This is a genomic window from Phenylobacterium sp., assembly GCF_004297125.1.
Lineage (GTDB): Bacteria > Pseudomonadota > Alphaproteobacteria > Caulobacterales > Caulobacteraceae > Phenylobacterium.
In genome coordinates this window covers 65,531-90,468 of sequence record NZ_SCVD01000015.1, presented here as the reverse complement: position 1 = coordinate 90,468, position 24,938 = coordinate 65,531, and the positions used below count along the sequence as shown (strand labels likewise).

26 protein-coding genes are annotated in these 24,938 nt (G+C 68.3%); 5 read left to right on the top strand and 21 right to left on the bottom strand.

The genetic code is table 11. From position 1 onward, the window contains the following. Positions 1-130: 130 nt before the first annotated feature. Both EPO51_RS07860 and EPO51_RS07855 read left to right on the top strand, forming a co-directional pair. On the top strand, positions 131-463 hold the full coding sequence (locus tag EPO51_RS07860; RefSeq protein ID WP_465246596.1) for an SCO4402 family protein: 333 nt from the start codon (positions 131-133) through the stop codon (positions 461-463). Between the two features lie 79 nt (positions 464-542). Next, the gene (locus EPO51_RS07855; protein WP_293348357.1) at positions 543-1,982 is read left to right on the top strand and encodes an IS1182 family transposase; all 1,440 of its coding nucleotides are present in this window, start codon (positions 543-545) and stop codon (positions 1,980-1,982) included. Between the two features lie 663 nt (positions 1,983-2,645). On the opposite strand, the gene EPO51_RS07850 is transcribed toward EPO51_RS07855, so the two are convergent. The 6 genes from EPO51_RS07850 to EPO51_RS07825 form a co-directional block, all read right to left on the bottom strand. Continuing rightward, on the bottom strand, positions 2,646-2,996 hold the full coding sequence (locus EPO51_RS07850) for a hypothetical protein (RefSeq protein WP_293348354.1): 351 nt from the start codon (positions 2,994-2,996) through the stop codon (positions 2,646-2,648). Beyond that, complete coding sequence (locus EPO51_RS07845) at positions 2,993-3,280, bottom strand: hypothetical protein (protein ID WP_293348351.1); 288 nt, start codon at positions 3,278-3,280, stop codon at positions 2,993-2,995. The genes EPO51_RS07850 and EPO51_RS07845 overlap by 4 nt, the downstream gene beginning before the upstream one ends. Before the next feature lie 84 nt (positions 3,281-3,364). Continuing rightward, positions 3,365-6,196 (bottom strand): MobF family relaxase, encoded by a 2,832-nt coding sequence (mobF, locus tag EPO51_RS07840; RefSeq protein WP_293348348.1) that lies wholly within the window; start codon positions 6,194-6,196, stop codon positions 3,365-3,367. Further along, positions 6,196-6,549: an Arc family DNA-binding protein gene (locus EPO51_RS07835; protein WP_293348345.1), complete on the bottom strand. Its 354-nt coding sequence runs from the start codon at positions 6,547-6,549 to the stop codon at positions 6,196-6,198. The genes mobF and EPO51_RS07835 overlap by 1 nt, the downstream gene beginning before the upstream one ends. 722 nt (positions 6,550-7,271) lie before the next feature. Continuing rightward, entirely contained in the window at positions 7,272-7,469 is a 198-nt protein-coding gene (locus EPO51_RS07830) for a helix-turn-helix transcriptional regulator (protein WP_293348342.1), read from the bottom strand. A gap of 467 nt (positions 7,470-7,936) precedes the next feature. Continuing rightward, positions 7,937-8,371: a single-stranded DNA-binding protein gene (locus tag EPO51_RS07825; RefSeq protein ID WP_293348339.1), complete on the bottom strand. Its 435-nt coding sequence runs from the start codon at positions 8,369-8,371 to the stop codon at positions 7,937-7,939. A gap of 390 nt (positions 8,372-8,761) precedes the next feature. Here EPO51_RS07825 and EPO51_RS07820 point away from each other — a divergent pair, with 390 nt between their 5' ends. After that, positions 8,762-9,166 (top strand): hypothetical protein, encoded by a 405-nt coding sequence (locus EPO51_RS07820; protein ID WP_293348336.1) that lies wholly within the window; start codon positions 8,762-8,764, stop codon positions 9,164-9,166. 191 nt (positions 9,167-9,357) lie between these two features. Here EPO51_RS07820 and EPO51_RS07815 read toward each other — a convergent pair whose 3' ends face one another. The 10 genes from EPO51_RS07815 to EPO51_RS07770 all read right to left on the bottom strand — a co-directional run bounded on the left by EPO51_RS07815 (position 9,358) and on the right by EPO51_RS07770 (position 19,827). Then, a complete protein-coding gene (locus EPO51_RS07815; RefSeq protein WP_293348333.1) occupies positions 9,358-9,879 on the bottom strand; it encodes a GlcG/HbpS family heme-binding protein in 522 nt (173 codons plus the stop codon). A 115-nt stretch (positions 9,880-9,994) separates the two neighbouring features. Further along, positions 9,995-10,834, bottom strand: a complete 840-nt coding sequence (locus EPO51_RS07810) for an enoyl-CoA hydratase/isomerase family protein (RefSeq protein WP_293348330.1) — start codon at positions 10,832-10,834, stop codon at positions 9,995-9,997. Positions 10,835-10,987: 153 nt separating this feature from the next. Next, positions 10,988-11,473 carry a DUF3237 domain-containing protein gene (locus EPO51_RS07805; RefSeq protein ID WP_293348327.1) on the bottom strand — a complete coding sequence of 162 codons (486 nt, stop codon included), beginning with the start codon at positions 11,471-11,473 and terminating at the stop codon, positions 10,988-10,990. 136 nt (positions 11,474-11,609) lie between these two features. Continuing rightward, positions 11,610-12,824, bottom strand: a complete 1,215-nt coding sequence (locus tag EPO51_RS07800; RefSeq protein WP_293348324.1) for a carbohydrate porin — start codon at positions 12,822-12,824, stop codon at positions 11,610-11,612. 27 nt (positions 12,825-12,851) lie between these two features. Continuing rightward, positions 12,852-13,427 (bottom strand): NADPH-dependent FMN reductase, encoded by a 576-nt coding sequence (locus EPO51_RS07795; protein WP_293348321.1) that lies wholly within the window; start codon positions 13,425-13,427, stop codon positions 12,852-12,854. Between the two features lie 233 nt (positions 13,428-13,660). After that, complete coding sequence (locus tag EPO51_RS07790; RefSeq protein ID WP_293348318.1) at positions 13,661-14,815, bottom strand: YbfB/YjiJ family MFS transporter; 1,155 nt, start codon at positions 14,813-14,815, stop codon at positions 13,661-13,663. Positions 14,816-14,999: 184 nt separating this feature from the next. Then, a complete protein-coding gene (locus EPO51_RS07785; RefSeq protein ID WP_293348315.1) occupies positions 15,000-15,908 on the bottom strand; it encodes an alpha/beta fold hydrolase in 909 nt (302 codons plus the stop codon). Between the two features lie 32 nt (positions 15,909-15,940). Next, entirely contained in the window at positions 15,941-16,897 is a 957-nt protein-coding gene (locus EPO51_RS07780) for an enoyl-CoA hydratase/isomerase family protein (RefSeq protein WP_293348312.1), read from the bottom strand. Between the two features lie 292 nt (positions 16,898-17,189). Further along, positions 17,190-18,785: an MASE4 domain-containing protein gene (locus EPO51_RS07775; RefSeq protein WP_293348309.1), complete on the bottom strand. Its 1,596-nt coding sequence runs from the start codon at positions 18,783-18,785 to the stop codon at positions 17,190-17,192. A 208-nt stretch (positions 18,786-18,993) separates the two neighbouring features. Further along, entirely contained in the window at positions 18,994-19,827 is an 834-nt protein-coding gene (locus tag EPO51_RS07770) for an SDR family NAD(P)-dependent oxidoreductase (protein WP_293348306.1), read from the bottom strand. Between the two features lie 274 nt (positions 19,828-20,101). Here EPO51_RS07770 and EPO51_RS07765 point away from each other — a divergent pair, with 274 nt between their 5' ends. Beyond that, complete coding sequence (locus EPO51_RS07765) at positions 20,102-20,815, top strand: SDR family NAD(P)-dependent oxidoreductase (RefSeq protein WP_293348303.1); 714 nt, start codon at positions 20,102-20,104, stop codon at positions 20,813-20,815. A gap of 54 nt (positions 20,816-20,869) precedes the next feature. Then, positions 20,870-21,109, top strand: coding sequence for a tautomerase family protein (locus EPO51_RS07760; protein WP_293348300.1), 240 nt, complete (start codon positions 20,870-20,872; stop codon positions 21,107-21,109). Here EPO51_RS07760 and EPO51_RS07755 read toward each other — a convergent pair. The 5 genes from EPO51_RS07755 to EPO51_RS07735 all read right to left on the bottom strand — a co-directional run bounded on the left by EPO51_RS07755 (position 21,106) and on the right by EPO51_RS07735 (position 24,927). Further along, positions 21,106-22,050, bottom strand: a complete 945-nt coding sequence (locus EPO51_RS07755) for a LysR family transcriptional regulator (RefSeq protein WP_293348297.1) — start codon at positions 22,048-22,050, stop codon at positions 21,106-21,108. The two genes, EPO51_RS07760 and EPO51_RS07755, sit on opposite strands and share 4 nt — an antisense overlap. Positions 22,051-22,063: 13 nt before the next feature. Further along, a complete protein-coding gene (locus EPO51_RS07750) occupies positions 22,064-23,143 on the bottom strand; it encodes an NAD(P)H-dependent flavin oxidoreductase (protein ID WP_293348294.1) in 1,080 nt (359 codons plus the stop codon). Further along, positions 23,140-23,772: an ATP-binding protein gene (locus EPO51_RS07745; RefSeq protein ID WP_293348291.1), complete on the bottom strand. Its 633-nt coding sequence runs from the start codon at positions 23,770-23,772 to the stop codon at positions 23,140-23,142. The genes EPO51_RS07750 and EPO51_RS07745 overlap by 4 nt, the downstream gene beginning before the upstream one ends. Before the next feature lie 112 nt (positions 23,773-23,884). Next, positions 23,885-24,508: a response regulator transcription factor gene (locus tag EPO51_RS07740; protein WP_293348288.1), complete on the bottom strand. Its 624-nt coding sequence runs from the start codon at positions 24,506-24,508 to the stop codon at positions 23,885-23,887. A 71-nt stretch (positions 24,509-24,579) separates the two neighbouring features. Beyond that, positions 24,580-24,927 (bottom strand): response regulator, encoded by a 348-nt coding sequence (locus EPO51_RS07735; RefSeq protein ID WP_293348285.1) that lies wholly within the window; start codon positions 24,925-24,927, stop codon positions 24,580-24,582. Positions 24,928-24,938: the final 11 nt, after the last annotated feature.

Genomic DNA, 24,938 nt, shown 5'->3' with positions numbered 1-24,938 from the left:
GGCCGGCCGGCTGCGCAACTTGATCAGCTCCACCGCCCGGCCGCTACCGCCGGCGCTTGAGATCAGCTACCAACCCCCTGGGCTCTCATAATGATCGAGGGACCAAAGGGGGGCAGGTCATGCGCTATCCGTGGCAACGCGCAGAACTGCTTGTCTATCTCGAAGAACTGTCGGCCCAGATCCCCGGCAAGCGTGGGCGTCCGAGAGGCGGCAGGGCCAGATCGCTGGCATCGACGAGGTGATCCATTTCCTCTTCGACGACCACGACTTTGATGAGACGGAAGTTGGTGAATGTCTGTTGGATAAGAGCGAGGCGGCGTTAGTCCAGACGGTCAAACGTGAGCTTGATCGCATCATCCAGGAACTCCCAAAGGGAGGGGACGATGAGTACGTGGTCCATCCCAACTGGCCAACCGTCACCGCGGCTGCGGTTGCTGCACATTCAGCGATGAGCCGCCGCTGACGGAAAGGTCAGCTTTCCACCGAGGCTGTGTGAAAACCACGAAGCACCGTAGCCTTTGAGTAGGCTTCGGAGGCGGTGGATGGCGCGCTTCATCGAGGGTGAGGATCGGCGCCAGGGTGCGCTGCTTCCGGAATATCTGGACGATTACGTGTCGGAGGAGAACCCGGTCCGGGTGATCGACGTGTTCGTCGATGAGTTGGATCTGGCGGGGCTGGGGTTCGAGCGGGTGGTCGCAGCGGCGACGGGACGACCGGGCTACAATCCGGCGTCCATGCTGAAGCTCTACCTCTATGGCTATCTCAACCAGGTGGCGTCGAGCCGGCGGTTGGAGCGGGAGGCCCAGCGCAATACCGAGCTGATGTGGTTGCTGGGCAAGCTCGCCCCGGACTTCAAGACGATCGCCGACTTCCGGCGCGACAACGGCGAGGCGATCGGCGCCACATGCGCAGCGTTCGTGACGATCTGCCGGCAGGTCGGACTGCTGAGCGGCGGCGTGGTGGCGGTGGACGGCAGCCGCTTCAAGGCGGTGAACACCCGCGACAAGAACTTCACGCCAGGTGCGGTGCGCCGGCGGCTCGAACAGGCCGAGGCGGGCATCGAGCGGTATCTGCAAGCGCTCGACACGGCCGATCGGCAAGAGGGTGAGGAGGCGGCGTTCCGCAGCGATCGCATCCAGGCGCGGCTGGCGGCGCTGCGCCAGCAGGTCCGCGACCTGCGGCAGATGGAAGTCGCGCTCGCCGCCGCGCCCGACGGCCAGATCTCGCTCACCGACCCCGACGCCCGCGCCCTGGCGACCAACGGCAAGGGCACGGGGCTGGTCGGCTACAACGTCCAGGCCGCGGTCGATGCTGAGCATCACCTGGTGGTCGCCCACGAGGTGACCAACGAGGGCCACGACCGCTCGCAGCTCACCAACATGACGCGGCAGGCCAAGCGCGTCATGGCCGCCGACGATCTCAAGGTGCTGGCTGACCGCGGCTACTTCTCAAGCGAGGAGATCCTCGGCTGCGAGCAGGCCGGCGCGACGCCGTACGTGCCGCGGCCGCTGACGTCCGGGGCCAAGGCCGACGGCCGGTTCGGCAAGCAGGACTTCGTCTACATGCGCGAGCAGGACGCCTATCGCTGCCCCGCCGGCGAGGTGCTCGCCCGGCGCATGACGAGTATCGAGAAGGGCCTCACGCTGCACCGCTACTGGAACCTGTCCAGCTGTCGAAGCTGTGCGCTCAAGGCCCAGTGCACGCCGGCCAAGGAGCGGCGCGTCACCCGCTGGGAGCACGAAGACGTCCTCGAGGCGATGCAACACCGGCTGGATCGGGAGCCCCAAGCGATGCGCGTCCGACGCCAGACCGTCGAGCATGTCTTCGGGACGCTGAAGGCCTGGATGGGCGCCACCCACTTCAAGACCCGGAGGCTTCGCAACGTCGCCGCTGAGATGAGCCTCCAAGTACTCGCCTACAACCTGAAGCGCACGATCGCCATCGTCGGCGTCCGCCCCCTGATCGCGGCGATCCACGCCTGAGTGGCGCGCCTCATCGCAGCTCCTCCGATGCCCTCCCGCCAACGCGTTTCCACACAGCCTCCACCCATCTCTGAAGTTCGGAAGGTCTGTTTGTGGGTCTGGTGTATCCGTCAATGGCGATGGTTGATCGTGATCGAGATGCCGGCGAGCGATTCTAGAAGCTTGCCGTGATGTCCTGGTGTCCCAGCGTTTCCGACGGCGGACCGGCTGTCATGGACCGACTGGGCTTTGGCTGTCTTAGCGCCGATGCTGATCGCGAATCTCTATCGCCACGTACGTCAAGAGCGATATGCCGGAGATGCAGGCAACGTTGAAGACCCAGGTTTGATCTGCTCCGCCAACCAAACTGACGCCCAGCGCGATCACGCCGATGATAGGCACGATTAAGAGGGCGTCCCGTAGGCGAAGCGACATCAAGCGAGCTCCGGTGGCAATTCTTGTTAGCCGAACCGTCGCTAACGACCCGTAAGTGCGCCGCCACAAGAAGCGACCAGAAGTTGCTTAGGTCCAACAACCACCGTAGCTCTGACAAGCGGCGAAGTTTGGCCCGACAGCTAGCGCCGCTTGCTTGGACCCGCCTCCGGGTCTGCGCACCCGGCTCGGTGAGATCCGCCGAGCCGGGCAAGGCACACGATCAACGCCAGTGAGACGTTTCTTTCGGCCCTAGAAATGGAAATGGCGAAGGTCCGGCGGCGCCAAGTGGTCGATTTCGCCGTACATTCGCGCGAGCTTGGCTCTCACGCTCCAGTACCAGATCATGTCGCAGCCGTTGGGCAGCTGCGCGCCGCGCCGCCCGTTGCAATCGCGGTGTTTCAGAAGTCCGTTCCGCACGGTTTGGGCGCCGCCGAGATAGGCGGGGTCGTAGTGATCGAACGACGGCTGAAGCGGACTATTGGCAGGCACGTCTCCGTCGATGCTGACGGGAAGGCCGCAGCCGGCGCAGAGCCCGCCCTGCATTCGGTGCAGCACGCGCAGCAGCTTGGCGCGCCGTCGCCGCTCGCTGCGGAGGCTCATCGCTCTTCCCCGTCATCCTTCGGGAAGTAGGGGATCAGCCCTACGGCGCAGGCGCCGGCGAGGAGGCCACCGGCGCCCAGCCAGGCCCATCGCCAGTCGGTAGGCTGGTAGAGCACGAGGGTCATCGCCGACGTGCCGGTGGCGCCGCCGCCGATATAAGAGAGTGCGTAGAGGACGAAGCGGATCAGCCGTGTGCTGGCGCGACGGATGGCGGATGGTCCCGGCTGGGTATCGTGGGCCGTGTCGTCGCGGTGATCTGTGTCGGAAGGGGAAGGCAGTTGCACTGTGTGTTCCTTTGAAGCGCGTTCTCGCGCCCCCTCAGTCCCTTCCTTCCTCCTCTTCCTCCCGAGCATGGCCAGGACTCCGCGTCACCCGCCCATCTGCCAATCGCCACCCCGCTTCGGAACCCGCGCTCTCTCCCAACCTCGGTCGGCCCTGGACGGACGTTCAACCTGCCGCTGGAGGTCGAGAGCCGCCGACTTCTGGACGTCGCGATCGATAGCGCGAGGCAGGTCGTGAGCATCGTTGGTGTAGACGTACGCATGGAGCCGCGCCCGCGAGATCGCCACGTAGAAGGTGTCGCGAGCGGTGGTCTTGCGGTTGGTTTCGGCCTCGATCAGCACCCGGTCGACGGTGAGGCCCTGGCTGCTGTGCGCCGTGGTCGCATAGGCGCAGTCGATGTGAAGCGGCCGATCAAGCGGGAGCGTCACCTGCCGTTTGTCTGACTCGAGGACGACGGCGGCAGCGCTCACGTACGCCACGGTGAATCGGTCGCCATTCGCCAGATCCTTCGCCGCATCGTTGCGCGTGATGCGGACGACGTCGCCGCGCGCGAGCTCCTGCCGGACGGGCTCATACACGGAGACATTTCTCAGTTTGACCGGATCGATGCGGAGGCGATCGCCAGTCGCGCTTCGAAGCGTCAGCTTCTCGGCGACGGTGTCGACCACCGTGTAGACATCGCCCCGCTTCAGACCCAAGGCGCGATGGTCCTGCTCCGGCTGGATCCGGTCGCCGACATGGTAGTTCCGGGCGAACAGCCGCTCCTCCTGCGTGGTGTCGCGGCGGACCAGACACTCCAGCACCTTGCCCTGACCCGTCAGGCCCAGGGCCTCACGAACCCTGATGTTGATCTCGCGCCGCCCTTCATTCGTGTTGGAGATGAGAAGCGTCTCCGTCCGCGCCTCAGGAGAGAGGCGAACGTAGTCCTCGGCCATCGTGCGTCGCCGCGCCCCAGCGTCGCGGATTTCGATGACGTCGCCGAGTTTCTCGAGAGCGGCTTTGGTGGCGCCTTCGGCCGCCAGCCCCACAGCCTCGCGCAACAGCGGGTTGGATTGCCGCTGGATCTCCATCATCCCGGCCGTCGGCATGCCGGCGCGGACCAACTGATCGAAGGGCCGGCCGGCCTCAATGGCCTTGGTCTGCGCCCGGTCGCCGATCAGCACCACACGCGAGCCCGCCGCCTGGGCGGCCGCCAGCACCTTGGCCATCTGCCGTGCCGGGATCACGCCGGCTTCGTCGATCACCAGCACGGTTTTGTGGTCGAGGTTCGCGCGCTGGGAGCCCAGGAACGAGGCCACCGTCTTGGCCTCAAGCCCGAGCTCCCGCAGCGCCTTCACCTGTCCGCCATAAGGCGCGAGCATGCGCACCTTGTGGCCGGCATGTTCGACCTCGGCGCCCGCGGCCTTAAGCATGAAGCTCTTGCCGGTGCCAGCGAGCCCCTCGACGCCGACCACGCGGTTTGGGGTCGTCAAGATGACTCTGACCGCTTCCAATTGGCCCGCATTCAGCCGAGTCTGGAGCAGACGCCCGAGAGCGCTTTCGTCCTTGGCCAGCGGGGTGAGGGCGCCGCGTCCCTCCCGCTCAATCCGCAGTACCTTCTCTTCGCGCCCAATGGCCTGCGAGGTGGTGTAGCGTCGCGGGGCCTCGATGAGCCGGCCCGCCATGATGGCGTCCTGCACCAGCTCCAAGGCCACCGGCTCGCGCTGGCCCTCGGCCACCAGCTCGCGCACCAGATCATCGACTGTCCGAGCCGCTTCGGCCCGCTCGCCGGCGGCGAAGAAGCGCGGTGCTTCGGCGACAATCTCGCCATCCGCCACAGCCTCACGGATGGCGGCGAAGATCGCTCCCGGCCGCACCCCATCCATGCCGTACTCGAGCGCCTTGGCGACCAGGCGCTCGTTGGAGACGGCGGCGTCCCGCTCGCCGATGTGCCGCATGGCGGACGCCACGGCCAGACGCGCCTTGATGTGTTCAGCCACCTTGGCCGGCGACCAGAGACTCTGGACGATCTTGAAGAGGCCTCGGGCCCTCGGACCCGCCTGCAGGTCAAGCCCGACTTCACGGGCGCGTTCGCCCCACTCCGCATGGAGCTCGGCGCGGTCGAGATGGGGCTCTTTACGTCCCCGTGTCTCCATAGTCGCCGCTTGGCGCTCGGCTCTCGAAGCAGTTTCGCGGGTCAGGCCCTTGCGCGCCAGCTCCTCCTCGATCTCCCGGCTGCGCACGCTGAAGGCCTCGACCTGATTGCGGGAGAAGCGCGCCAGCTCGAACGTCCCCTGAGGCCCATACCGAAGCTCATGGCCGAGGTTCTCGAGTTCACGGGCGAGGTGCGCGCGGTACTCGGCGCCCATGTAGGCGGTGGCGCGGACGATCTCGTCGTTGTGCAGAGCCCGCCATTCGCCGTCCGCCCGACGGGTCAGGTTCATCACCACGGCGTGGGTGTGCAGGGCCGGGTCGTAGGCCCGTGTGGTCTCGTGGCGGAACTTGGCGATGATCAGGTTCCCGGTCGTCTCGACCTGCGAAATTCCATCGATCTTCTGCCGGGCCTGCGCACAGCGCTCCACGTCCTCCAGCGTTCGCGCCACGGCGCGGTCATGTGCTGCAACAACGGCGGTGTCACCGCCGATCAGCGCCAGCAACGACACGCTCTTGGGAGCCGAGAATGTCAGGTCGATGCCGATCCGGGTCTTGGCGTCGTCGCGGGTGGAGCGCCGGGCGGTCGACCCTGGATCGACCCGGCCCGCCAGGAGCTGGCGGAAACGGTCCGCCTCCACCTCGCCGACGAGACCTAGCAGCTCAGCGCCCTTGCCCTGCCAGACCTGCGCCTCACCCTCCTTGGCGTAGTAGTCGTCGGCGCCGTCGGCATAGTAGCTGGCGACGTCGCCGACGTCCTGCCGAGTGAGGACCTTGTGCGTCAGCATCAGCGGTCCTCCTTGGCGCGGCCCCAGACCCGAAGCCCGTGACGCTCGACGTCGCGCTGGGCCGCCTCCGTGTCTACGGGGCGACCGCGGCGCATGAAGCCCAGCACCTCGGCGACCATGCCCTGCAGCCTCAGCAGCCCATCGAGCACACGGTCGTCCGGTCGAGGACCATTTGCCCAGAAGAGAGCGAGCTCGGAGCGCAGGCCCTGCACCTGCAGATCGGCCCGATTGTAGTGCTCAAGCCGATGTCGGATTTCGTCGACGACGCTGCGTCCATTGGCCTGCGCGGTCGCACGGATTTCGGTGAGCAGCTCGCGCTCAAGGCGCACTTGGATGGGGTCTGCGAGGGGCATGGGGACCTGTATTGGGTCTGTACGTACAGACGTACGTTGAAAACGTTGGAGAAAATGACGTTCGCGCCGTAATGAGCGACTACGGTCTAGCCAGCCTCTGATCCGGCAAAGTGCCGCGAAATCAAAGGTCTACGCGCACCGCGAGGGTGCGTATGGTCTATCAGCCCATTTAAGGGCTTGGGCGAAGGTCAAGAGCGGGAAAGAGAGGCGTCCAGACCGGCCGACAGCCCTTGAGGGGTGTCGAATACGGGGAGGAGACGGTCGGAATACACCGAGGCGACAAGGGAGATACGGCCGGGATACGCCGAGGTGACACAATTGCACCAATGGGGCGAATGTTCGCGGTTCCAACCTGCGGATAGGTTGCATTGATAGCAACCGATCTACAATTGGCATCATGCGATCTACAGATCGCCACAGCTGATCTACAGATTGCCACAGCCGATCTACATTTGGTGGGGCCAGAGGCCGGCCCAGTGACGGGTGCCAAGGAGGCGGTCGGCCCTCTGCAGCGTCGGTCCCGTCCCGCTGGAGCGAGCCGAGGTACGAAGAAGCTACGATAAAGGTACGCACGAGCTACCCAGAAGTTAGCGCAATGGTGGGCCGCAGCCCGGCTGAACCGGGCCGTGGCCAATGGAAGTCCATGCATGGCCGTTCTCACAATGCGACAGCGTTGGGACGCGGCGGGAGCAGCCGCCGCGGCCGTCCCTGGCTGGTGTGCATTAGGCCTCGGCGCCGCCTCGAGAGGCGATCCAGTCGAGGATGTCAGCCAGACGCCAGGCGACGCGGCCGGGCGAGATCCGGATGGGGGCCGGCGCCTCTCCCGCTCGAACCAGGCGCCACCAGGTCGTGCGGCCGAGGTTGCCCACCATGGGGCGGAGGGTCTTCCAGCTGATCAGAGTATTGTTGGTGTAGTTCATTTTTGAACCTTGAAAGGCCACGAGGGCGCTGCATCGGTCATCGCCGACGGCCAATCATCTGAGGTTCGATTGAATTCACGCAAGTTCAGTAAGAACTGTGTGGGATAGAAATTAACGATACGTAGGATATCAAAATATCAATTTTGCGATTTTGATTGCGATGTATCCATTCGCGTGATGACCTGTGGGACAAATCAGCATCAACTGGCACGTGATTACGCCTGAGAAGAAATTGCAAGTCTTCCGGTCGGCGCGGAACCGGATGAACTTCACGGAGACGGCTTGAATTTACCTGCGACAGGCTGTCGCAATATTTTCTCGCTATTAGTTGTGTTTGCAAGTCCGCTTGCGCGGCGAAGTGATTCGTCAAGAGTGCTTCTGGTGAAACTTGATGGGCGAAGCGCTCGAGGGCGGTGGCCGCAAACGCGCAGCTTTGGCCCGCCCAGCTGGGCGGGCCTGCTCTGCCATCAGAGGCCGAGGTCCGGCTGATCTGACCCGGTTGCTGCCGTCTGCCGGCGATTGCCTCCAGCAGGGTTGGTGTCGCTGCCGCGGCGTTCGGAGCGACCGGCGAGGATCCTGACCTGACCGCCGGCGCGAGGCTGTACGACCACTTCGGTCGAGGTGCGTTCGGCGCCGTCGGCATCGGTCCACTTGCGAGTGCAGAGCCGACCCTCGATGAGGAGCATCGCGCCCTTAGTGGCGTGCGCCAGGTAGTTTGCCGAGCCATCGCCCCAGACGGTGACCCGGTGCCATTCGGTGCGCTCCTGGCGTTCGCCGGTCTCGCGATCCTTCCAGGTGTCGGTCGTGGCCAAGCGCAGGTTGGTGACCTTGGCGCCGTCGTTGAGGCTGCGGACTTCCGGGTCAGCGCCCAGGCGGCCGATCAGTTGGGTCTTGTTCAGCATGGTCTTGTCTCCGTTCCGAAGGCCGGGGAGCCCGGCCGCTCGCGGGGCCATCCCGCGATCACGGAGCCGTTGGACGCAGGGCAGGGCGGGACGCGAAATTCGAGCCCGGGGCGACCGGTCTGCAGGCCTGCGGCCGAAGATTGGTGGTTCCCGATCAGGCTCGCCTGCCGTGGCAGGTCGATTTCGCGCCAGGACCGCCCGCGTCAGGTTTCCGGGATCGATCGCGGGGGCCGCTTGCGGCTGGGCTTTCGCGATGTTGCATGGAGCGGCAAGGCCATGGACACGCGTCCTGATCGGTCGGTCCACCGTCGTCGGTTTCGGTCCCCGCACGATGGAGGCCCAAATGCGGCCGACCAAGTCCTCGGACCCTGCCGGTGAGCAGCGATAGAATTGCCGTTCAGCGAACGTGTTCGTTGTACATGCTGGGGCGCGGGCGGGGCGGGCCCCTGGACCCCGCAAGCGGGCTCGCTGGTTTCCTTCGTGATGGACTTCCTTGATGTGCCCGGCGCCTCCGGGACCCGCTATCGCTTCCGCCGGACCACTCTCGCAGAGTTGCCGGTCACCGCCGGCAACGTCATCGCCGTGAGTGGCTCACTGGGTAAGCCACCATATTTGCTGTGCGGAGCTGCGCGCAGCCTCAACCGGGCGGGGCCGGCCCTTATTGCCGCCATAGGTACCGCGCGCGGCCCGAAGCTCTTTATCCGGCTAAACGTCGCGGGCGTGGTTCGAGACGCCGAGCACGCCGACATCGTCGCGGCCGTCGAACCCGAGGCAGATCTGCCTAGACTCGACTAGAGCGCGCGTCGCGGCATCGGTGCGATCACGCAATAGGCTGTCAAGCGACCATCGCGCCGGTTCGTTGGTAGATCTGTGGGTACTTTGAGCCGAAGTCCGAGCCTACCGCGTAGGCCAGCATGGGTCCTGGCAGCTCCACCACAAGGACCGTCGCACTTGCGCTTGGCTTGGTTGAACGCTCGGACGCGTCGTCAACGTGGGAGGCGGCTTGCGACTTTCGCTACGCCGGCGCGTGCACAAACCTCATCCTTGTCGCCGCCTGGCGCGCCCCCGACGCCCAACGCGGCCACGATCGCCCCGTCCGCACGGAACGCGACCGCACCGGGCAGGGCCATGACGTTGCGCACCTGCGCGAGGCGGGGCGCATAGGGGTTGGTCTTCACGAGCTCGAACAGCGCGCCGGAGGTGTCGAAGCTGAACTCGGGGCCCAGCGTGATCACGGTGTAGGCCTTCTGGAAGCTCGACTCGCGGGTGTGGACCGTGGCGCCGTCGCCGCGGAGGACCACCTCGGGGATCCCATCCATATCCACGACCGTGGCCGTGACACGGTAGCCCTGGAGGCCGCACACCCGCACCGCTTCAGTGGCTGCTTCGAGCGCCAGGTTCAGGGGCAGGACGTAGTGATAGGCGCTCGTCGGTCGCGTATCGGACAGGGCCGGCGGGCTGAACGCCATCGCAGCGCAGAGGGCGCTCAAAGCAACCGTCGTCTTCATGTTTGATCCTTCGGCTGGAGGGCGGCGCCAATGGGCTCAGCCAGCGCCTTGGCTGCCTGGAGCAGATCCATTGGGTCGGTCTTTCGTTGGGCGAGGCGCGATCCTGTGCGCCGGACTATCGGGGCGGCAGATCGCCCAGATGGACGGCGAGCCGGTCTTCGACGTCGCCCGGCGCTTGGAAGCCCTTGTCGGTCAGCGCCTTGATCCCTTCCTGCGCGGCCGGGCGCCCCAACGAGGCGATGCAGGCCTCCCAGCCAGCGCCCAGTTCGACATCGGGCGATAGGCTGGTGTTCACCAGCCGCTTGGTCTGGGCGATCGCCCACTTGTCGAACCTGGCGATGCGGGTCGCGATCGCGTCGACGTGCGCCTCGAGCTCGGCGTCGGGAAGCGCCTTGTTGATGTACCCCCAGGCCTCGGCCTGATCGGCGCGGATGTCGTCCGAGGTGAGCAGCACCTCCATGGCGCGGTTGCGGCCGATGAGGCCGGGCAGGCGCGCCATCGGGCCGCCGCCGGCGACCATGCCGACGCCGACCTCCCATTGTGAGATGACAGCCTTCTCCTGGCTGGCGAACGCCATGTCGCAGGAGAGCACGATCTCGCTTCCGTTGCCGGTCGCCCGGCCTCGGATCAGTGCGATGGAGACGACCGGCGCGCGGGTCAGACGCACGAGGAAGTCCGGCCAGGGGGGCAGTCCCGTTGGGCCGGGCGGCAGGGCCAGCATGTCCTCGATCCGCGCCTTGAAATCGGAGTGGTTGAGGAAGAAGCCCTCGACGGCGCTGTCGAAGACCACGACGCGGAGCTGGGCGTCGGCCTCGATTGCGTCGATCAGAGCGCTGAACGCCTGGACCATGGGCGGCCCCATGACGTTGAGCGGCGGGTTGTCGAAGGTGATGCGCCAGTACGCCGGCGTGCGGCGCGCCACGCGGATCTGCGGCGTTGGGGTCTGGGCGTTCACGGAGAGGCCTTCCTGGCTACGAACTCGCGGGACATCCTTCAGATGTCATCCGGCCTCGGCGTGCGCGATTGGACGAAGGTATCGCTGATACCAAGGTGTCGGCCTTGAGGCGGAGGCGCCGCGCACAAGCGCGTCGGAGGGAAACGGGAGGTCTCAGACCACCGACCACACCTTGTAGACGGGACCCGATGGCGGCCGATGCCCGGCCCCGACGCCGACCAACTGGTTGAGCCAGGCGTAGCGAGGGTCAGCTGTCTCGAAGGTGGGCGTGATCCGGAAATAATACTCGGACGGATCGACGGGATCGCCCTGTGCGAGCCGATCCATCACATCGCCCGGCCCGTGGCGAAGCCCGCTGTACTGCATGCCTACAATCGCGCCGTCGTCGGTCTGTAGAACCAAGCGGCAATCGATGAGCCAGGCGCCGTCGCTCCGACGGAGCTGCCAGTCGGCGCCACCGTCCAGCACGTGTCCCGCGAAGCGATCCCCCTCGAAGCGCCCCCCGGTGACCACCCCGACCCTCCGCTCTCCGCCCGGGCCCGCACCAAAGCGTATCGGCGGGGCGACAATGAGCGTCATCGCCATCAGGGGCTCCAGTCGGAGCGTCTCCAGACCGGCGGGTAGGGCGATGGTCGACATCGAGGCGGTTCTCCCAGAGTACCTTGGCTGGATCCCGCGGGTGCGCCACGGGACGCTGTGGCGAGCGGGGGACTTCGCGGGACGAGCGAAACCATTCTGTGCTTTCTGCGACCCCGGAACCGCAGGGGCTCCTGCTCTAGGGTGGAAGGCGCGCCGTCGCCTTCAGGCCGACGATCGCCGCCGTCCGTCCCGGGGCGCCGCCGGGATTGGCGATGAGCTGGACATTGGGTTGCAGGGCCACGGCGCGGTTGAGCCGCACAGCGTAGAAGACCTCGCCGACGTACTCGGTCGCGATGCGGTCGGGCGTGAGGGCCCTCAGGCGGGGATTGCGCCGCGTGGCGCCCACCGCGATCCCCAGCTCGTCGCGTGGACGTCCTCCGAGCGGTCCGCGCCAGAACGCGCCGCCATAGACCTGCCGGTCGATCCGCGATGTGCGGCGATCCGCCTGGGCGGCGTTGAAGAACAACGTCACACCGGACCCGGCCTCGGCTGGCTCTGCAGGGCCCGTGACCTGCTGCTCGGCCATCACGTAGGCGCCTCCGCGGCCGTCCCCGTCTTTCGGGGCCTCGCCGGTGACGGCCCGCAGCTGGCCCTTCCGGTCGAGCATCAGGTCGGCGGCGCGCGAGGTGTCGTACCAGCCGCCGAGGCGGTAGCGCCCCGCGCGGCCATGGATCCGGGGCGTCCAGGCGGCCTCCACCGGGATCATCACGCCGGTCGCGCCCTTGAAGCGTCCGACCGTGAAGTCCTTCTCGAGATTGCGCGGATTCACCTCATAGAGGCCAAGCTGCACGTAGCCCCTGGCGCGTTTGTAGCGTCCGCGCGCGCCCCACTGGCTGACCGGCCAGTTGTACCAGTCGTCGCTCTCCATGTTGCCGGGCTGCGAGCCGCAGAACGTGAGGTTCTGGAAGGCGCATCGGAACGTCGCGAAGTCCTCGCCGAGCGTCAGCCGACCGACCTTGAGATCGGCGCCGCTGGAGCCGATCGCCTGCTGGTACCAGAGCTGGGTCAGCCGCCAGGTCTGGCCGCGCCCGTAGATCTCCTGGACTAGTTGTTGCGGTCGCAGGCCGGAGGCGGCGCCGAGGTCTTCGCCCCAGCGATAGGTGATGGTGGCCTGGACGGTCCCGCCCGTGACATCCAGCACCTCGCCGGCGTCGATCGTCGCGCCGAGATCGAACTGGCCGGCTTCCTTGGCGACACGGCGCCCGGGGCCGCTGACACTCCAGGCCGTCTCTGAGACGAGGCCGCCGGAGAGCGTGACGCCGTCCGGCAGGCGCGGGACCTCGGCGCAGGCCGCCGAACCCACGGCGGTCGCCGCGGCGGCGAGGGCTCCGCCGATCTGTCGAGGGGACATATTCGCGGTTCGACGTCCGCCGCAGCGCTAGGCGGACGGGCGCGCGTCGCGACGGGTCAGGGCCGCCCAGTCGGCGAACCCCTCGATCACCCGTTGCAGGAAGGCGCGCGCATCTGCGGTCGGCTTATCGCCGGGTCCGTCGAACATGGCCGCGGCGTCTCCGATGTAGGCCTCGGGCTGCTGCATGACCGGCATGTTGAGGAACACCAGGCTCTGGCGGATGTGATGGTTGGCCCCGAAGCCGCCGAGCTTGTAGGGCGACACGCTCACCACGGCGGTCGGCAGTCCGTCCCAGGGACTGGGATAATCAGGCCGCGACCCGACATCGATGGCGTTCTTGAGCCCGCCGGGGATGGAGCGGTTGTACTCCGGCGTGGTGATCAGCACCGCGTCAGCCGCGCGGATCTCGTCGCGGAAGCGGGTCCAGGCAGGCGGCGGCGCGGCGTCCAAGTCCTCGCTGTAAAGCGGCAGATCTCCGATCTCGACGATGCGGCATGCGAGACTGGGCGGCGCCAGGGCGATCAGGGCGCGGGCGATGCGCCGCGTTATGGAGGCCTTCCGGAGGCTTCCGACGAGTACGACGACATTCAGGGCGGCGGGCATGGGCGGTATCCCTTCTGAGGATGCTGGGGGCGAGGTGTGGGGAGGCCGCGGCGACCGCTGTGCGGCCCGGCTAGCTTGCGTTGGTGGGGGTTCGCGTCGGCATGATCCCTCTCCGGGCTCGGCCGACCCGGCGCGGCGCCGCTCGGTCTGAGGAGAGAGTTGGGCTGACGGGCGTCTGCTGAAATTGGACTTAGGTGTCGCCGACACCAAAGTCTCGGTCGGGCGTCGGAGGGTCAGCGGACGCGGCGCGCCCGCGCGGCGACACTGCCGACCAGCTCGATGAGGAGCGCCAACACGAGCGCCCCGCCGCCCACCAGGAAGAGCAGGGCGTAGTCGCCGCCCGATCGGCTGAGGAGCCAGGCCAGGCCGTAGGCGGCGGCCGCCTGCGCGGCGGCGAAGGCGGTGGTCGCCATGCGCCATGCCGATTTCTGCCCGGCCAGGCCTGGACCCGCGAGCTCATGCACCCGGCCCAGCACAAGCGGTACGATCCCGGGGGTGGCCGCGCCCATGAACAGGCTGGAGGCGATCAGCGCGGCCGGCGCGTGGGTGACCGCCGGCGCCAGGGTGGCCAGGGTTTCGAGCAGAAGCACGAGGCGCAAGGCGGGGCGATACCCGGCCCGGTCGGCCAGGTGTCCGCTGAGCAGGGGGCCGACCACCGCCCCCAGGCCGAAAACGATCCAGTAGACGGCGCCGGTCTGGACGCCCTGGCCCAGGCCGTGCGCCACGAACACCGACAGGAAGACCATATGTGGCACCAGCCCGATCGCGTTCAGGCCGTAGGTCGCGTGGAGCAGCCAGAGCTGCGGGCGGGGACGCCGCGCGCGTCGGAGCGTCGGCGACGCCTGGGCGGGGAGGCCGTGGGGCCATCCGGTCCAGGCGACGAGGGTCAGGATCGCGCTGGCGGTCGCAAGGCCGAGCCAGGCCGCCGTCAGGCCGTCGCTCAGCAGGAGCGGGACCAGCGTACCGGACGCTGCGACGCCCAGGCCGACCCCCATGAAGATGAAACCGCTGGCCAGGCCACGACGCGCGGGCGGCAGGTGGACCAGTATGGCCGGCGCCGCCAGGATCATGATCACCCCGCCACTCACCCCTGAGATCAGCCGCCAGGTGAAGAACCACGTGAAGCTGGCGGGGTAGGCGCAGGCAAACAGCGATGCCGTGCTCGCCGCCATCATCAGCCTCAGCGCCCAGGTGGGCGAGCGGCGGGCGGTCATGGGACCCGCGATGAGCACGCCGAGCAGGTAGCCGCCGAGGTTTGCGGCCGCGAGGTAGGTGGCCGCATCGGCGTCGAACCATCCCGCGGCAATCACGGCTGGCAGGAGGGGGGTGTAGGCGAAGCGCGCCAGGCCGATCCCAATCAGGCAGGCGCAGGCGCCGGAAAGGATCATTCGCCAGGCTGGCGGCGGCGCGTGCCCTCCCGCCGGCGCCGGTTCGGGCCGCAGGTGATCCCTGGAGGCTGGCGATGTCATGGAGGCGATCCGTACGTGGGGGCGGGCCTGAACCTGCGCGAGTGGGCTGGGAACCGGCGCACGGCAGGGGACGAGGGGCGAGGGTCCCGCGCAGCGCCGCCGATCAGTGGGGGAGGCGGTCCATGAATCCGAGGACCAGGACAGCGGCCTCGTCGAGGCGCTCATCCAGGGCGAAGTGGCCGGCGTCCAGGAGGTGTAGTTCCGCCTCGGGCAGGTCGCGCCGGTAGGCCTCGGCGCCGGGGACGGTGAAGGACGGGTCGTAGCGGCCCCAGAGCACGAGGGTCCTGGGCCGCTGAGCTCTCAGCCAGGCCTGCCAGGCAGGATAGGCCGCAACGTTCGTCTGGTAGTCGTAGAGGAGCGCGCCCTGAATCTCCCGGGCTCCGGGCCTCGACAACATGGCGAATTCGTCGGTCCACGCATCCGGGCTATAGCGCTCGGGGTTGGGGCTGCCGGCGACGTGTCGGAGCCGCGCGCCGTCCAGTGACATGAAGGCGTCGAGCTGATCCTGGTGGCCCGCGGGATCGCGCCAGAAGCTGGCGATCCCGGTCCACTTCGCGCCGAGGCCCTCGTCATAGGCGTTGGCGTTCTGCACGATCAGCGCCCGGACGCGGTCTGGCCGCGCGATCATCATGCGAAAGCCGACCGGTCCGCCATAGTCCTGAAGATAAAAGATGCATCGCTCGACGCCGAGCTGGTCGAGCAGCCCGCCCATGGTCCGGGCCAGGTGGTCGAAGGTGTAGGCGTAGCTCGATGGCGGCGGCGCCTCGCTGTGCCCGAAGCCCGGATAGTCCGGCGCGATGACGTGGTAGCGCACGGCCAGCAGGGGGATCAGTCCGTCGTACATCCGTGAGGACGAGGGGTAACCGTGCAGCAGCACGATGGTCGGCGCGTCCTTCGGCCCGGCCTCGCGGTAGAAGACGCTGACGCCGTCGACGCGCCTCTGGTGGTAGGTCGTGGTCGCCGAGGTAGACGGCTGAGGTCCCGGCCCCACCGCCGCAAGCGCGGCGGCCATGGCGATTGCGCTCAAGCTGGCCATCGGAGGACCTAAGGCTGCGGTTCGCGGTAGTCCGCGGCCCGCTCGTTGAGATGGTCCTCCAGGTCACCCGGCTTCTGCAGGCCGCGCGCCACCAGCGCGCCGACGCGCGCCTGGGCGGCCGGTCGCTGGACGGAGGTGATGAAGGCCTCCCAGCCCAGCCGGATTTCCTCGTCCGGCGGCAGGCTGGCCACGTCGACAAGCTGTTTGGTGTCGATGATCGCCTGATGGTCGAAGCCCGCGATGCGCGTCGCGAGACGATCGACGAACCCGTCGAGCTCGGCGTCGGGCAGGGCGCGGTTCACATAGCCGTACCGCTCGGCGAGGTCCCCGTTCAGGGCTTCGGCGCCGATGAGGATTTCGAGCGCGCGGCCCCGGCCGACGAGCCGGGGGAGGCGCGCCATCGGCCCGCCGCCCGGCGCGAAACCGGCGCCGACCTCGAACTGGGAAAGCATCGCCTTCTCGCGGCTCGCGAAGCGCATGTCGGTGGCCAGGACGATCTCACTGCCGATGCCGCTCGTGCGGCCGCGGATCGACGAGATGGTCACAGCCTTCAGCCGCGCGAGCCGCACCATGAAATCGGGCACCGGATGCATCCCGGTCGGCCCGGGGGCCATCCCCGTGGACTCCTCGAGCGGCTTCAGCAGGTCGTAGTGCGCCATGAAGTAGCCCGGGACCGCGCTGTCGAAGACCACGACCTTCACGCGTGGGTCCGCCTCGATCTGGTCGAGGATCTCGTCGAGCCGACGCATCTCGGCGGGCCCCACGATATTCAGAGGCGGGTTGGCGAAGGTGACCCGCCAGTAGGAGGGGGACCTGCGCGTCAGCCGGATGGTGTCGCTCGCCGACGGCGAGACGGCGCCCCCCGGCGAGGCGCCCTTGTCGGCGGCCAGGATCGGACCCGGCGCGCAAAGGGTCGCCGCCGCGAGGATCGCTGGAAATCGGAAGCTGGTTGAGGTGAGACCCATCGCGTCGCCTGCTGTCGGTGCGTCGGTTTTGACGCGGGCATCTGAGCCGACGAGCGGGCCGCGACCTATTGGACCTAGGTATCGGCGAGACCAAGGTGTCGGCCGCCCGGCCAGGCTTGCCGCCTTCGCGCCCGGCGGGCGGCACGAAATGCCCGGCTTCGGCGGGCGAGCGTGAGAACCCGCAAGCGATTCAGAAGCGATGTGAGGGCCTGAACCACGCCGCTCCGGATCGCCGGCGTTCGGCGGGCGCAATCGTAGCCCGAAAGGCCGAACGCAACGGAGCGACAGCTGGCTAGGGTTTGACGAGTCCCGCCAGGGCGAACTGGAAGACGGCGCCGGTCGGACTGTTCGGGGACACCCAGATGCGACCGCCATGCGCTTCAATGATCGATCGGCAGATCGACAGGCCCATACCCATGCCGGTTGGCTTGGTCGTGAAGAGCGGGTTGAAGATCTGCGCGAGGTGCTCCGCACCCACCCCGGCGCCGTTGTCGGAGACCGAAATACAGATCTCGTCGCCCTCATGGTTCTCCGAGCTGACCGTCAGCATCCGGGGCGCCGGGCGATTGGCCGTGGCTTCAGCCGCGTTCGTGAGGAGGTTCAGGAGGACCTGCTGGATCTGGGTCCGATCCCCGGCGACCTCGGCGGGATGGGCGTTGAGCGCCATCTCAACGCGGATATGTCGCCGTCGAAGGTCCCGGCGGATCAGGGCGACCGACTCAGCCGCGACCTGGTTCAGGTCGACGGCCGCCCCAGCGCGGCTGTCGCGCCTGAAGTTCGCCCGGATGCTGTCGATGATCGCACCTGCGCGGTGACCGTCGGCGGCGATCCGTCTCAGATCGCCCACTGCCTTGTCGACGTCCGGCGCGGGTCGGTCGAGCCGGCGAACGCCCGTGGCCGCCCGCATCACGATCGCCAGCAGCGGCTGCTTCAGCTCGTGCGCGATCATCGCCGCCAGGGCGTCCCCGGTGGCCAGCCGGGCTTCGCGTTCGTGCTGATGGGCGCGGACCGACTGCAGGAGGCGTCGGTAGAGGTTCGAGACCTCCACCAGAAGCACCGACAGGACCAGGCTGTTTGCGACAAGGTTCATGATCACGACGGTGTACCAGCCGACGCTGAAGCGGGCCGGAGAGCCGAAGAAGGAGATCGGAACGGCGGCGAGATGCACGGAAGCGACCACCAGCAGCCAGAGGCTGAGCACCGTGTTCCGAAGGGGCCAGAGCAGGATCACCGCAAGTCCATAGAGCGAGGCCATCGGCGCCCCGGCGTAGATGAGCCAGCCCGTGCTGAACCGCCGGCCGTCCGCCGCGACGATGGGCAGATGTCCGTCGCCCAGGATGCAGATGGCGCCCAGGACCAGCACCAGCGCGCACGTGCCCGCGATGCTCAGCAGAAGGCGGGAGTCGCCGGCAGGGGGCTGAGGGGCGGCCCTCTCACTCCGACTGAACAGCGCGAAGGCGACCAGGGACGCGGCGAGGCCGCAGTGCCTGAGGATATAGAGCCAGGCCGTGGTCTGCAGGCCGCCGATCAGCGCCCGGTCCGGCGCGAACACGCCGGGGAACGCCAGGAGGTAGGGGATGAGGATGAGCGCGGCGTAGAGGTAGCCGTTCGCGACCACCAGCAGGGGGCGACTGCGAAGGATGGAGTACTGGCAGAAGAACATCAGCGCCGTGACGAGATTGATCACGAACAGCGCCGATGTCTGGATCGGAACGAACGCCGGGGCCGGCGGCAGCTGCAGTTCGGCGAAGGGTCGCGTCAGCGCGAAAAGCGTCACCAGGATGCCCGGCACGACGGCGAACGCCGCGAGCCTGTGCCGCCGACCGGGGGCGGCGCTGGTCAGGACGAGAACATCTTCCGGGGGATCACTCGCGCCAGTCGCGTGCATGTCAGCCTTCGAAGGCGCCGCCGGGCGCAGACGAGGCTTCGGACGCGCCGTTCGTCGAACAACGTGGGCCTCCCGGCCATCATACGTATCTCACCCGTGGAATCGAGACGCCGCGTCAGGACGACGAGCGAGGACCTGTCCCGATGCGCGTGGCCTTGCCGAACGCCGATAGGGGCCGGCCACCCCAGCGCCACGGTAGAGCCCGCGCTCAGCCGGCGTTGTTCGGCCGGTTCAGGCCGAAGCGCGCGGCGGGCTGCGATCGCGAGAGGTTGGGGAAGAGCGCCTGGCGCGCGTCCTCATAGGCCTGCCAGTCCGCAGCGTCGGGCAGGGACGGCAGGGTGATGAGCTCGCCAAGGTCGAGACCCGCCAGTGCGGCGTCCACCGCGTCTTCGGGGCTCATCACGATCTCGGGCGGGAGATTGGCCAGCGGCGTCCCTGAGGCGGCCCAGAAGTCCGTGCCCACCGCCCCGGGCAGGACCGCCTGGACGCGCAGGCCCCGCGGCCCGAGCTCGTGGTGCAGCGATTGGGTGAGGGCGACTACGAAGGCCTTGGCGCCGCCGTAGACCCCGTTGAGGATCTCCGGGCCGATCGCCACGATCGACGCCATGTTGATGATCGTGCCGCCGCCGCGGGCGACGAAGGCGGGCGCCGCGGCATAGGTCAGGCGTGTCAGCGCCTCGACATTGAGGGCGATCATCCCGCGCATCACGCCGATGTCGGATTGCAGAAGCGGCGTGGCGGATCCGACGCCGGCGTTGTTGACGAGCATCGTGATGCGGCTGTCGGTCCGCAGCCTGGCCTCGATGTCGTCGACATGGTCGGCGCGCCGCAGGTCGCTGGTCAGCGTCTCCACCCGGCGCCCGGCGTCGAGGGCGATCCGCGCGGCCAGCGCCTCCAGCCGCGCGGAGTTGCGGGCGACGAGGATCAGGTCGAAGCCTCGGCGCGCCAGGCGGTCGGCGTAGATCGCCCCCATGCCTGCGGAGGCTCCAGTAACCAGCGCGACGCCCTTGGACGGGCTCGCAGTAGGCGAAGTGTGCAGCATCTCAGACCTTCACAGAGGGCGCGGGCCCGGGCCCGGTGTGGATCCAGAAGTGGCGCAGCCGCCGGCGCGCCGACATTGGACTTTGGTGTCGGCGATACCTTCGTCCTGATTGCCGCAGCGTCTCGCCGGACGAACCCTGGACCGGTGTTGCGCGGCGCGAACGACTGTCGCTCGCGGCGCAGCTCTACGGCGCGGGTCGGTGTCGCCCCACCTCTCGGGACACCGACGCAGGCCGGATCTGGCCGCGCCTCACAAGGAAGGTTCGAGACACATCATGTCCCAAGATACGAAGGTCGTCGTCATCACTGGCGCCTCCCAGGGCCTGGGCGCCGCGCTGCTGAAAGGCTACCGCGCCGAAGGCTGGAAGGTCGTCGCCAACTCGCGCTCGATCAAACCGTCGAGCGATCTCGACGTCGCCACGGTAGCCGGCGACATCGCCGACCCCGCCGTCGCCGAGCGCGTCGTCGCGACCGCCATCGAGAAGTTCGGCCGCATCGACACCCTGATCAACAACGCGGGCATCTTCACCGCCAAGCCGTTCACGGCCTTCACGCCCGAGGACTGGGCGGCCAATACCGGCACCAACCTCGCCGGCTTCTTCTTCGTCACCCAGGCGGCGATCCGCAGGATGGAACCGCAGGGGTCGGGCCACGTGGTCCAGATCTCGACGAGCCTGGTCGAGCAGCCGATCAAGGGCGTGCCCTCGGTGCTGGCCTCGCTCACCAAGGGCGGCCTCAACGCCGCCACCACGTCGCTGGCGATCGAGTACGCCGACAAGGGAATTCGCGTGAACGCGGTGGCGCTGGGCATCATCAAGACGCCGCTCCATCCGCCGGAGACCCACGCCGGCCTCGCGACCCTGCATCCGCTGGGCCGCCTCGGCGAAGTGGAGGAGGCGGTGCACGGCGTCCTCTACCTCGAGAACGCGGCGTTCGTGACGGGCGAGATCCTGCACGTCGATGGCGGCCAGTCCGCCGGCCACTGGTAACCTGGACGGCGGCCCGCACCGGCGGGCCTCCGCTCCCCCGGAAGGAGCGCCATCATGCCGATCGTCAACATCCTGCTGACCCGCGAGGGCTCGACCCCAGAGCGGGATTCCGTCACCCCAGAGGAGAAGGCCCGCCTGATCAAGGGGGTCAGCGACCTCCTGCTCGAGGTGCTGGGCAAGCCGCTCGAGTCCACCTTCGTGACCATCCAGGAGGTGGAGCTCGAAGGGTGGGGATGGGGCGGACTGCCGGCGCTGGAGTATCGCAAGCTGAGGGCGACGCCGCCGGGCGGCTAGGCGGCCGTGTCGCCTGAGGGCAGCGTTCGGGCCTCCGCCGCCAGTCCGACGAACGCGGACCGCAGGCGAGGCGCCGCGAAGTCCAGGAAGGCTCGCACCTTCGGCGAGGTCGCCCGCCCAGGTCGCCCAACGAGGTGGACGGGCAGGGGCTCCGGCTCGTCGCTAGCCAAGATGATCCGCAGCGCCCCGCGCCGAACCGCGTCCGCCACGTGATACGAGTAGAGCCGCGTCACGCCGAGCCCGGCCTCCGCCGACGCTGCGGCGGCCCGGACGCTGGTGACGAGCACCCTCGGCGTGAACGCTACGGTGCGCGGTGTCGTGGTCCCGGTCGCCGGCGGGAACACCCAACGGTCCTCACCGAAGTGGGACATGGCGACGATGTCGTGGTGCGCCAGGTCGGCTGGCCGCTCGATCTGCGAACGGGTCGCCAGGTAGCTGGGCGCGGCGACGACCACGCGACGAACGTCGGCCCCGACCCGGACCGCGACCAGGGAGGACGCGGCCAGGTCGCCGACCCTCAGGGCGAGGTCGATGCCTTCATCGACCAGACTGACCTGGCGATCGAAGAGCAGCAGCCGCGCGGACACCTGGGGATGGGCCAGCAGGAAAGCGTCCAGGATCGGCCTGAGGATTTCCTCTCCGCTGATCGGCGGCGCCGAGAGGGTCAGGACGCCGCGCGGCGTGGCGTCCCCAGCGGCCGCCTCGGCCGCCTCCAACTCGGCCAGCACGTGGCGGCAGACCGGCGCGTAACGCTCGCCGGCGTCGGTGAGCCGCATCGTGCGTGTCGTCCGGTGAAGGAGCGCCACGCCCACGTGCGATTCCAGGAAGGCGATGGCGCGGCTGACCGACGCCGGCGACCGCGTCATAACGCGGGCGGCGCCCGCGAGGCTGCCGGACTCGGCGGCGACCACGAAGACCTTCATGGCGTCCAGGCGATCCATCCCGACATCCCCTTCAGCGACGGGAAACAGCAGCGCGGGCGTCGGTGAGTTCGCGCGCCAGCGTCGCCATGAGATCGGCAGCCGGCAGGCCGCGTGCAAGCGGCGCGCCCTGGCCAGCCCACTGCGCGCCATAGCCGCCGTCGCCGCGCGCGCGGGCCGCCACGGCCAGCGCTTTTCCGGCGTCATAGGCGATCGGATAGTCGGGGATCGGCGTCTTCCCGGCCCCGCCCGCACTCAGGGCGGTGAACTGGTTCGGGAGACAGCGGGCCGGCCGGCCTGAGATCAGCGAGGTCATGACAGTGGCCGTCGCCCCGGGCCCGGCGAGGGCCGTCCGATGGAAGGGGTCGGCGCTGGATTCCGGGCAGAGGATGAAGGCCGTTCCCAGCTGCGCGGCCTGCGCCCCCAGCGCCAGCGCGGCGGCGACACCCGCGCCGTCCATCAGGCCGCCGGCCGCGATCACGGGAACGGTCAGGCGTTCGACAAGCAGGCGGGTCAGCGCAGCTGTGCCGAGCTGCGCATCGTCCGCGCCGGGGTCGAAGATTCCACGGTGCCCGCCGGCCTCCCAGCCCTGCGACACGACGGCGTCCACGCCAGCGGTGCACGCGGCTTCGGCTTCGGCAAGGGAGGTGGCGGTCGCGAAGAGGACGATGCCGGCCGCCTTCAACCGATCTATGGCCGTCTGCGGCGGTAGGCCGAAATGGAAGCTCACCACCGCCGGCCGGACCTCGAGCAGGAGCGCCAGCATCTCCGGATCGGCGACAAAGCTCGTGTAGATCTCCCGCAGGCGGTCAGGGGCCCGGCCGCCGTGCCGCGCGAACTCCGGCGCGAGGGCCTCCAGCCAGGCGGCTTCGCGTGCGGGGTCGGCGCGGGCGGGGCGGTGGCAGAACAGGTTGACGTTGAACGGACCGGGGGTCGCCTGCCGGACGGCCGCAATCATCTCGCGCGCCGCGGCCGCGCGCACAGCCCCGACGGCGATCGAACCGAGCCCGCCCGCATTGGTGACGGCGGCCGCCAGCTGCGGCGTCGACGTTCCCGCCATCGGGGCCTGGATGATCGGCAGGTCGACGCCGATCCTCTGCAGCAGCGGTGTCAAGAGCGGGCGTCGATAGGCGCGCGGAGGCGGGCGACGCTGCCGCGTTGACTGAACCACCACTCGACCGAGCCACCGAGCTCCATGGCCAGGGCCTGGACGAGGCTCACGCCGCGGCCCGGTTGGACCGCGCTCGCGGCCACGCCGTCGTCGCCGACGCTGCAGACCACCTCATCTCCCGCCAGCGCCACCTGCACGACGATGGCGCCGGCGCGGCCTCGAAGGCCGTGCCTCGCGGCGTTCCGCACGAGTTCGGCGACGGCCAGTCCGATGCGCCACGCACGGTCGGACGCCAGCCAGATGTCATCGGTTTCGACCGCGAGGCGGACCTGCCGGTCCGCCAGGGTCGCCTTGGAGAAGGCGCTGCAGAGGCGTCCGACGTGATCCGCCAGATTGACCTGGCCCTGGATCGGGGGAAGCAGCGCGCGATGGCTCTCGGCGTGCGCGTGCAGGCGCTCGGCCGCCGCGCGAAGCGCTTGCTTCACTTCGCAGCGCGGCGATCCGGCTGCGGCCAATGAGAGGCCCGCGATGGCCTCCGCGTATTCATTGGCGACCCGATGGCTGATCTCCTCGACGAGATGTAGCGGGAAGTCACGGCCGGTCGTCTCGGCGATATGGAATTCCGGCGTCATGGCGGGGCTCCCGAGGGCCGCGGGCGAAGACCGATCCGCGTGCTGGCGGGATGAGACGCCAAGGACCCTGGGCGCGCCATTGAACCAAGGTATCGCCGAGACCTTCGTAGGGTCAGGCCGCCGGGTGCAATCCCAGGCGCTCGCTCATCCGGACCAGGTCGGCAAGCGACCGGGCCTGCATCTTTTCCATCACCCGGCCGCGGTGAGCCTTCACCGTGATCTCGCTGATGCCGAGCTCACCGCCGACCTGCTTGTTGAGCAAGCCGGACACCACCAGGTCCATGACTTCGCATTCGCGTCGGCTCAGGGATGACCGGCGATCGCGGAGCGCCTGCAGGGCCGTCTGTTCCCCGAGGATCGCCTGGCTCCGCCGCAGCGCCGCATCGATCGCCGTCAACAGGACATCCTCGCCGAACGGCTTGGTCAGGAACTCGCGCGCGCCCGCCTTCATGGCGCGGACGGTAGACGGGACATCGCCGTGGCCGGTGATGAAGATGATCGGCATCTCGCCGCGTTCGCCGGCGATCCGATCCTGCAGGTCGAGCCCGTTGAGGTCGGGCAGGCCGACATCGAGCACAAGGCAGCTCGGACCTGCCCACGGCGCGCTGTCGAGGAAGGCCGTGGCGGAGGCGAAGGTCCGCACGTTCCAGCCCGAGATCTCGATCAGGCCTTCAAGGGATTCACGCACTGAGCAGTCGTCGTCGACGACATAGACCGTTGGGGCGGCGTCCGGCATGGGCGACCCTCCGTGGGAGGTTGCGGATTGGAAGATACGCTGGTCGGGCGGTGGCTGCATCGGAAAACCCTTCAGGCCTTTCCAAGCGTCGTGGTCACGGCGTCGACGATCGCCGCCTCCGTGAAGGGCTTGAGCAGGAAGGCCATGGCGCCGCGCTTGAGCACCTGGGTTTCCACCGTCGCATCGGCGTGGGCCGTGATGAACACGATTCCCATCGCGATCTGTCGCCGCGCGAGCTCGATCTGCAGTTCCGGTCCGGTCATTCCCGGCATGGATACGTCCAGCACGAGACATCCGGTCGAGGCGAAGTCGTCCGACTCGAGGAACGCCTCGGCCGAGTCGAAGGCGCGCGTGACGAAACCGTAGGAGGTCAGGAGGTCGGGAAGAGATTCCCGGACGGACTCGTCGTCATCGACCACGGACACCAGAT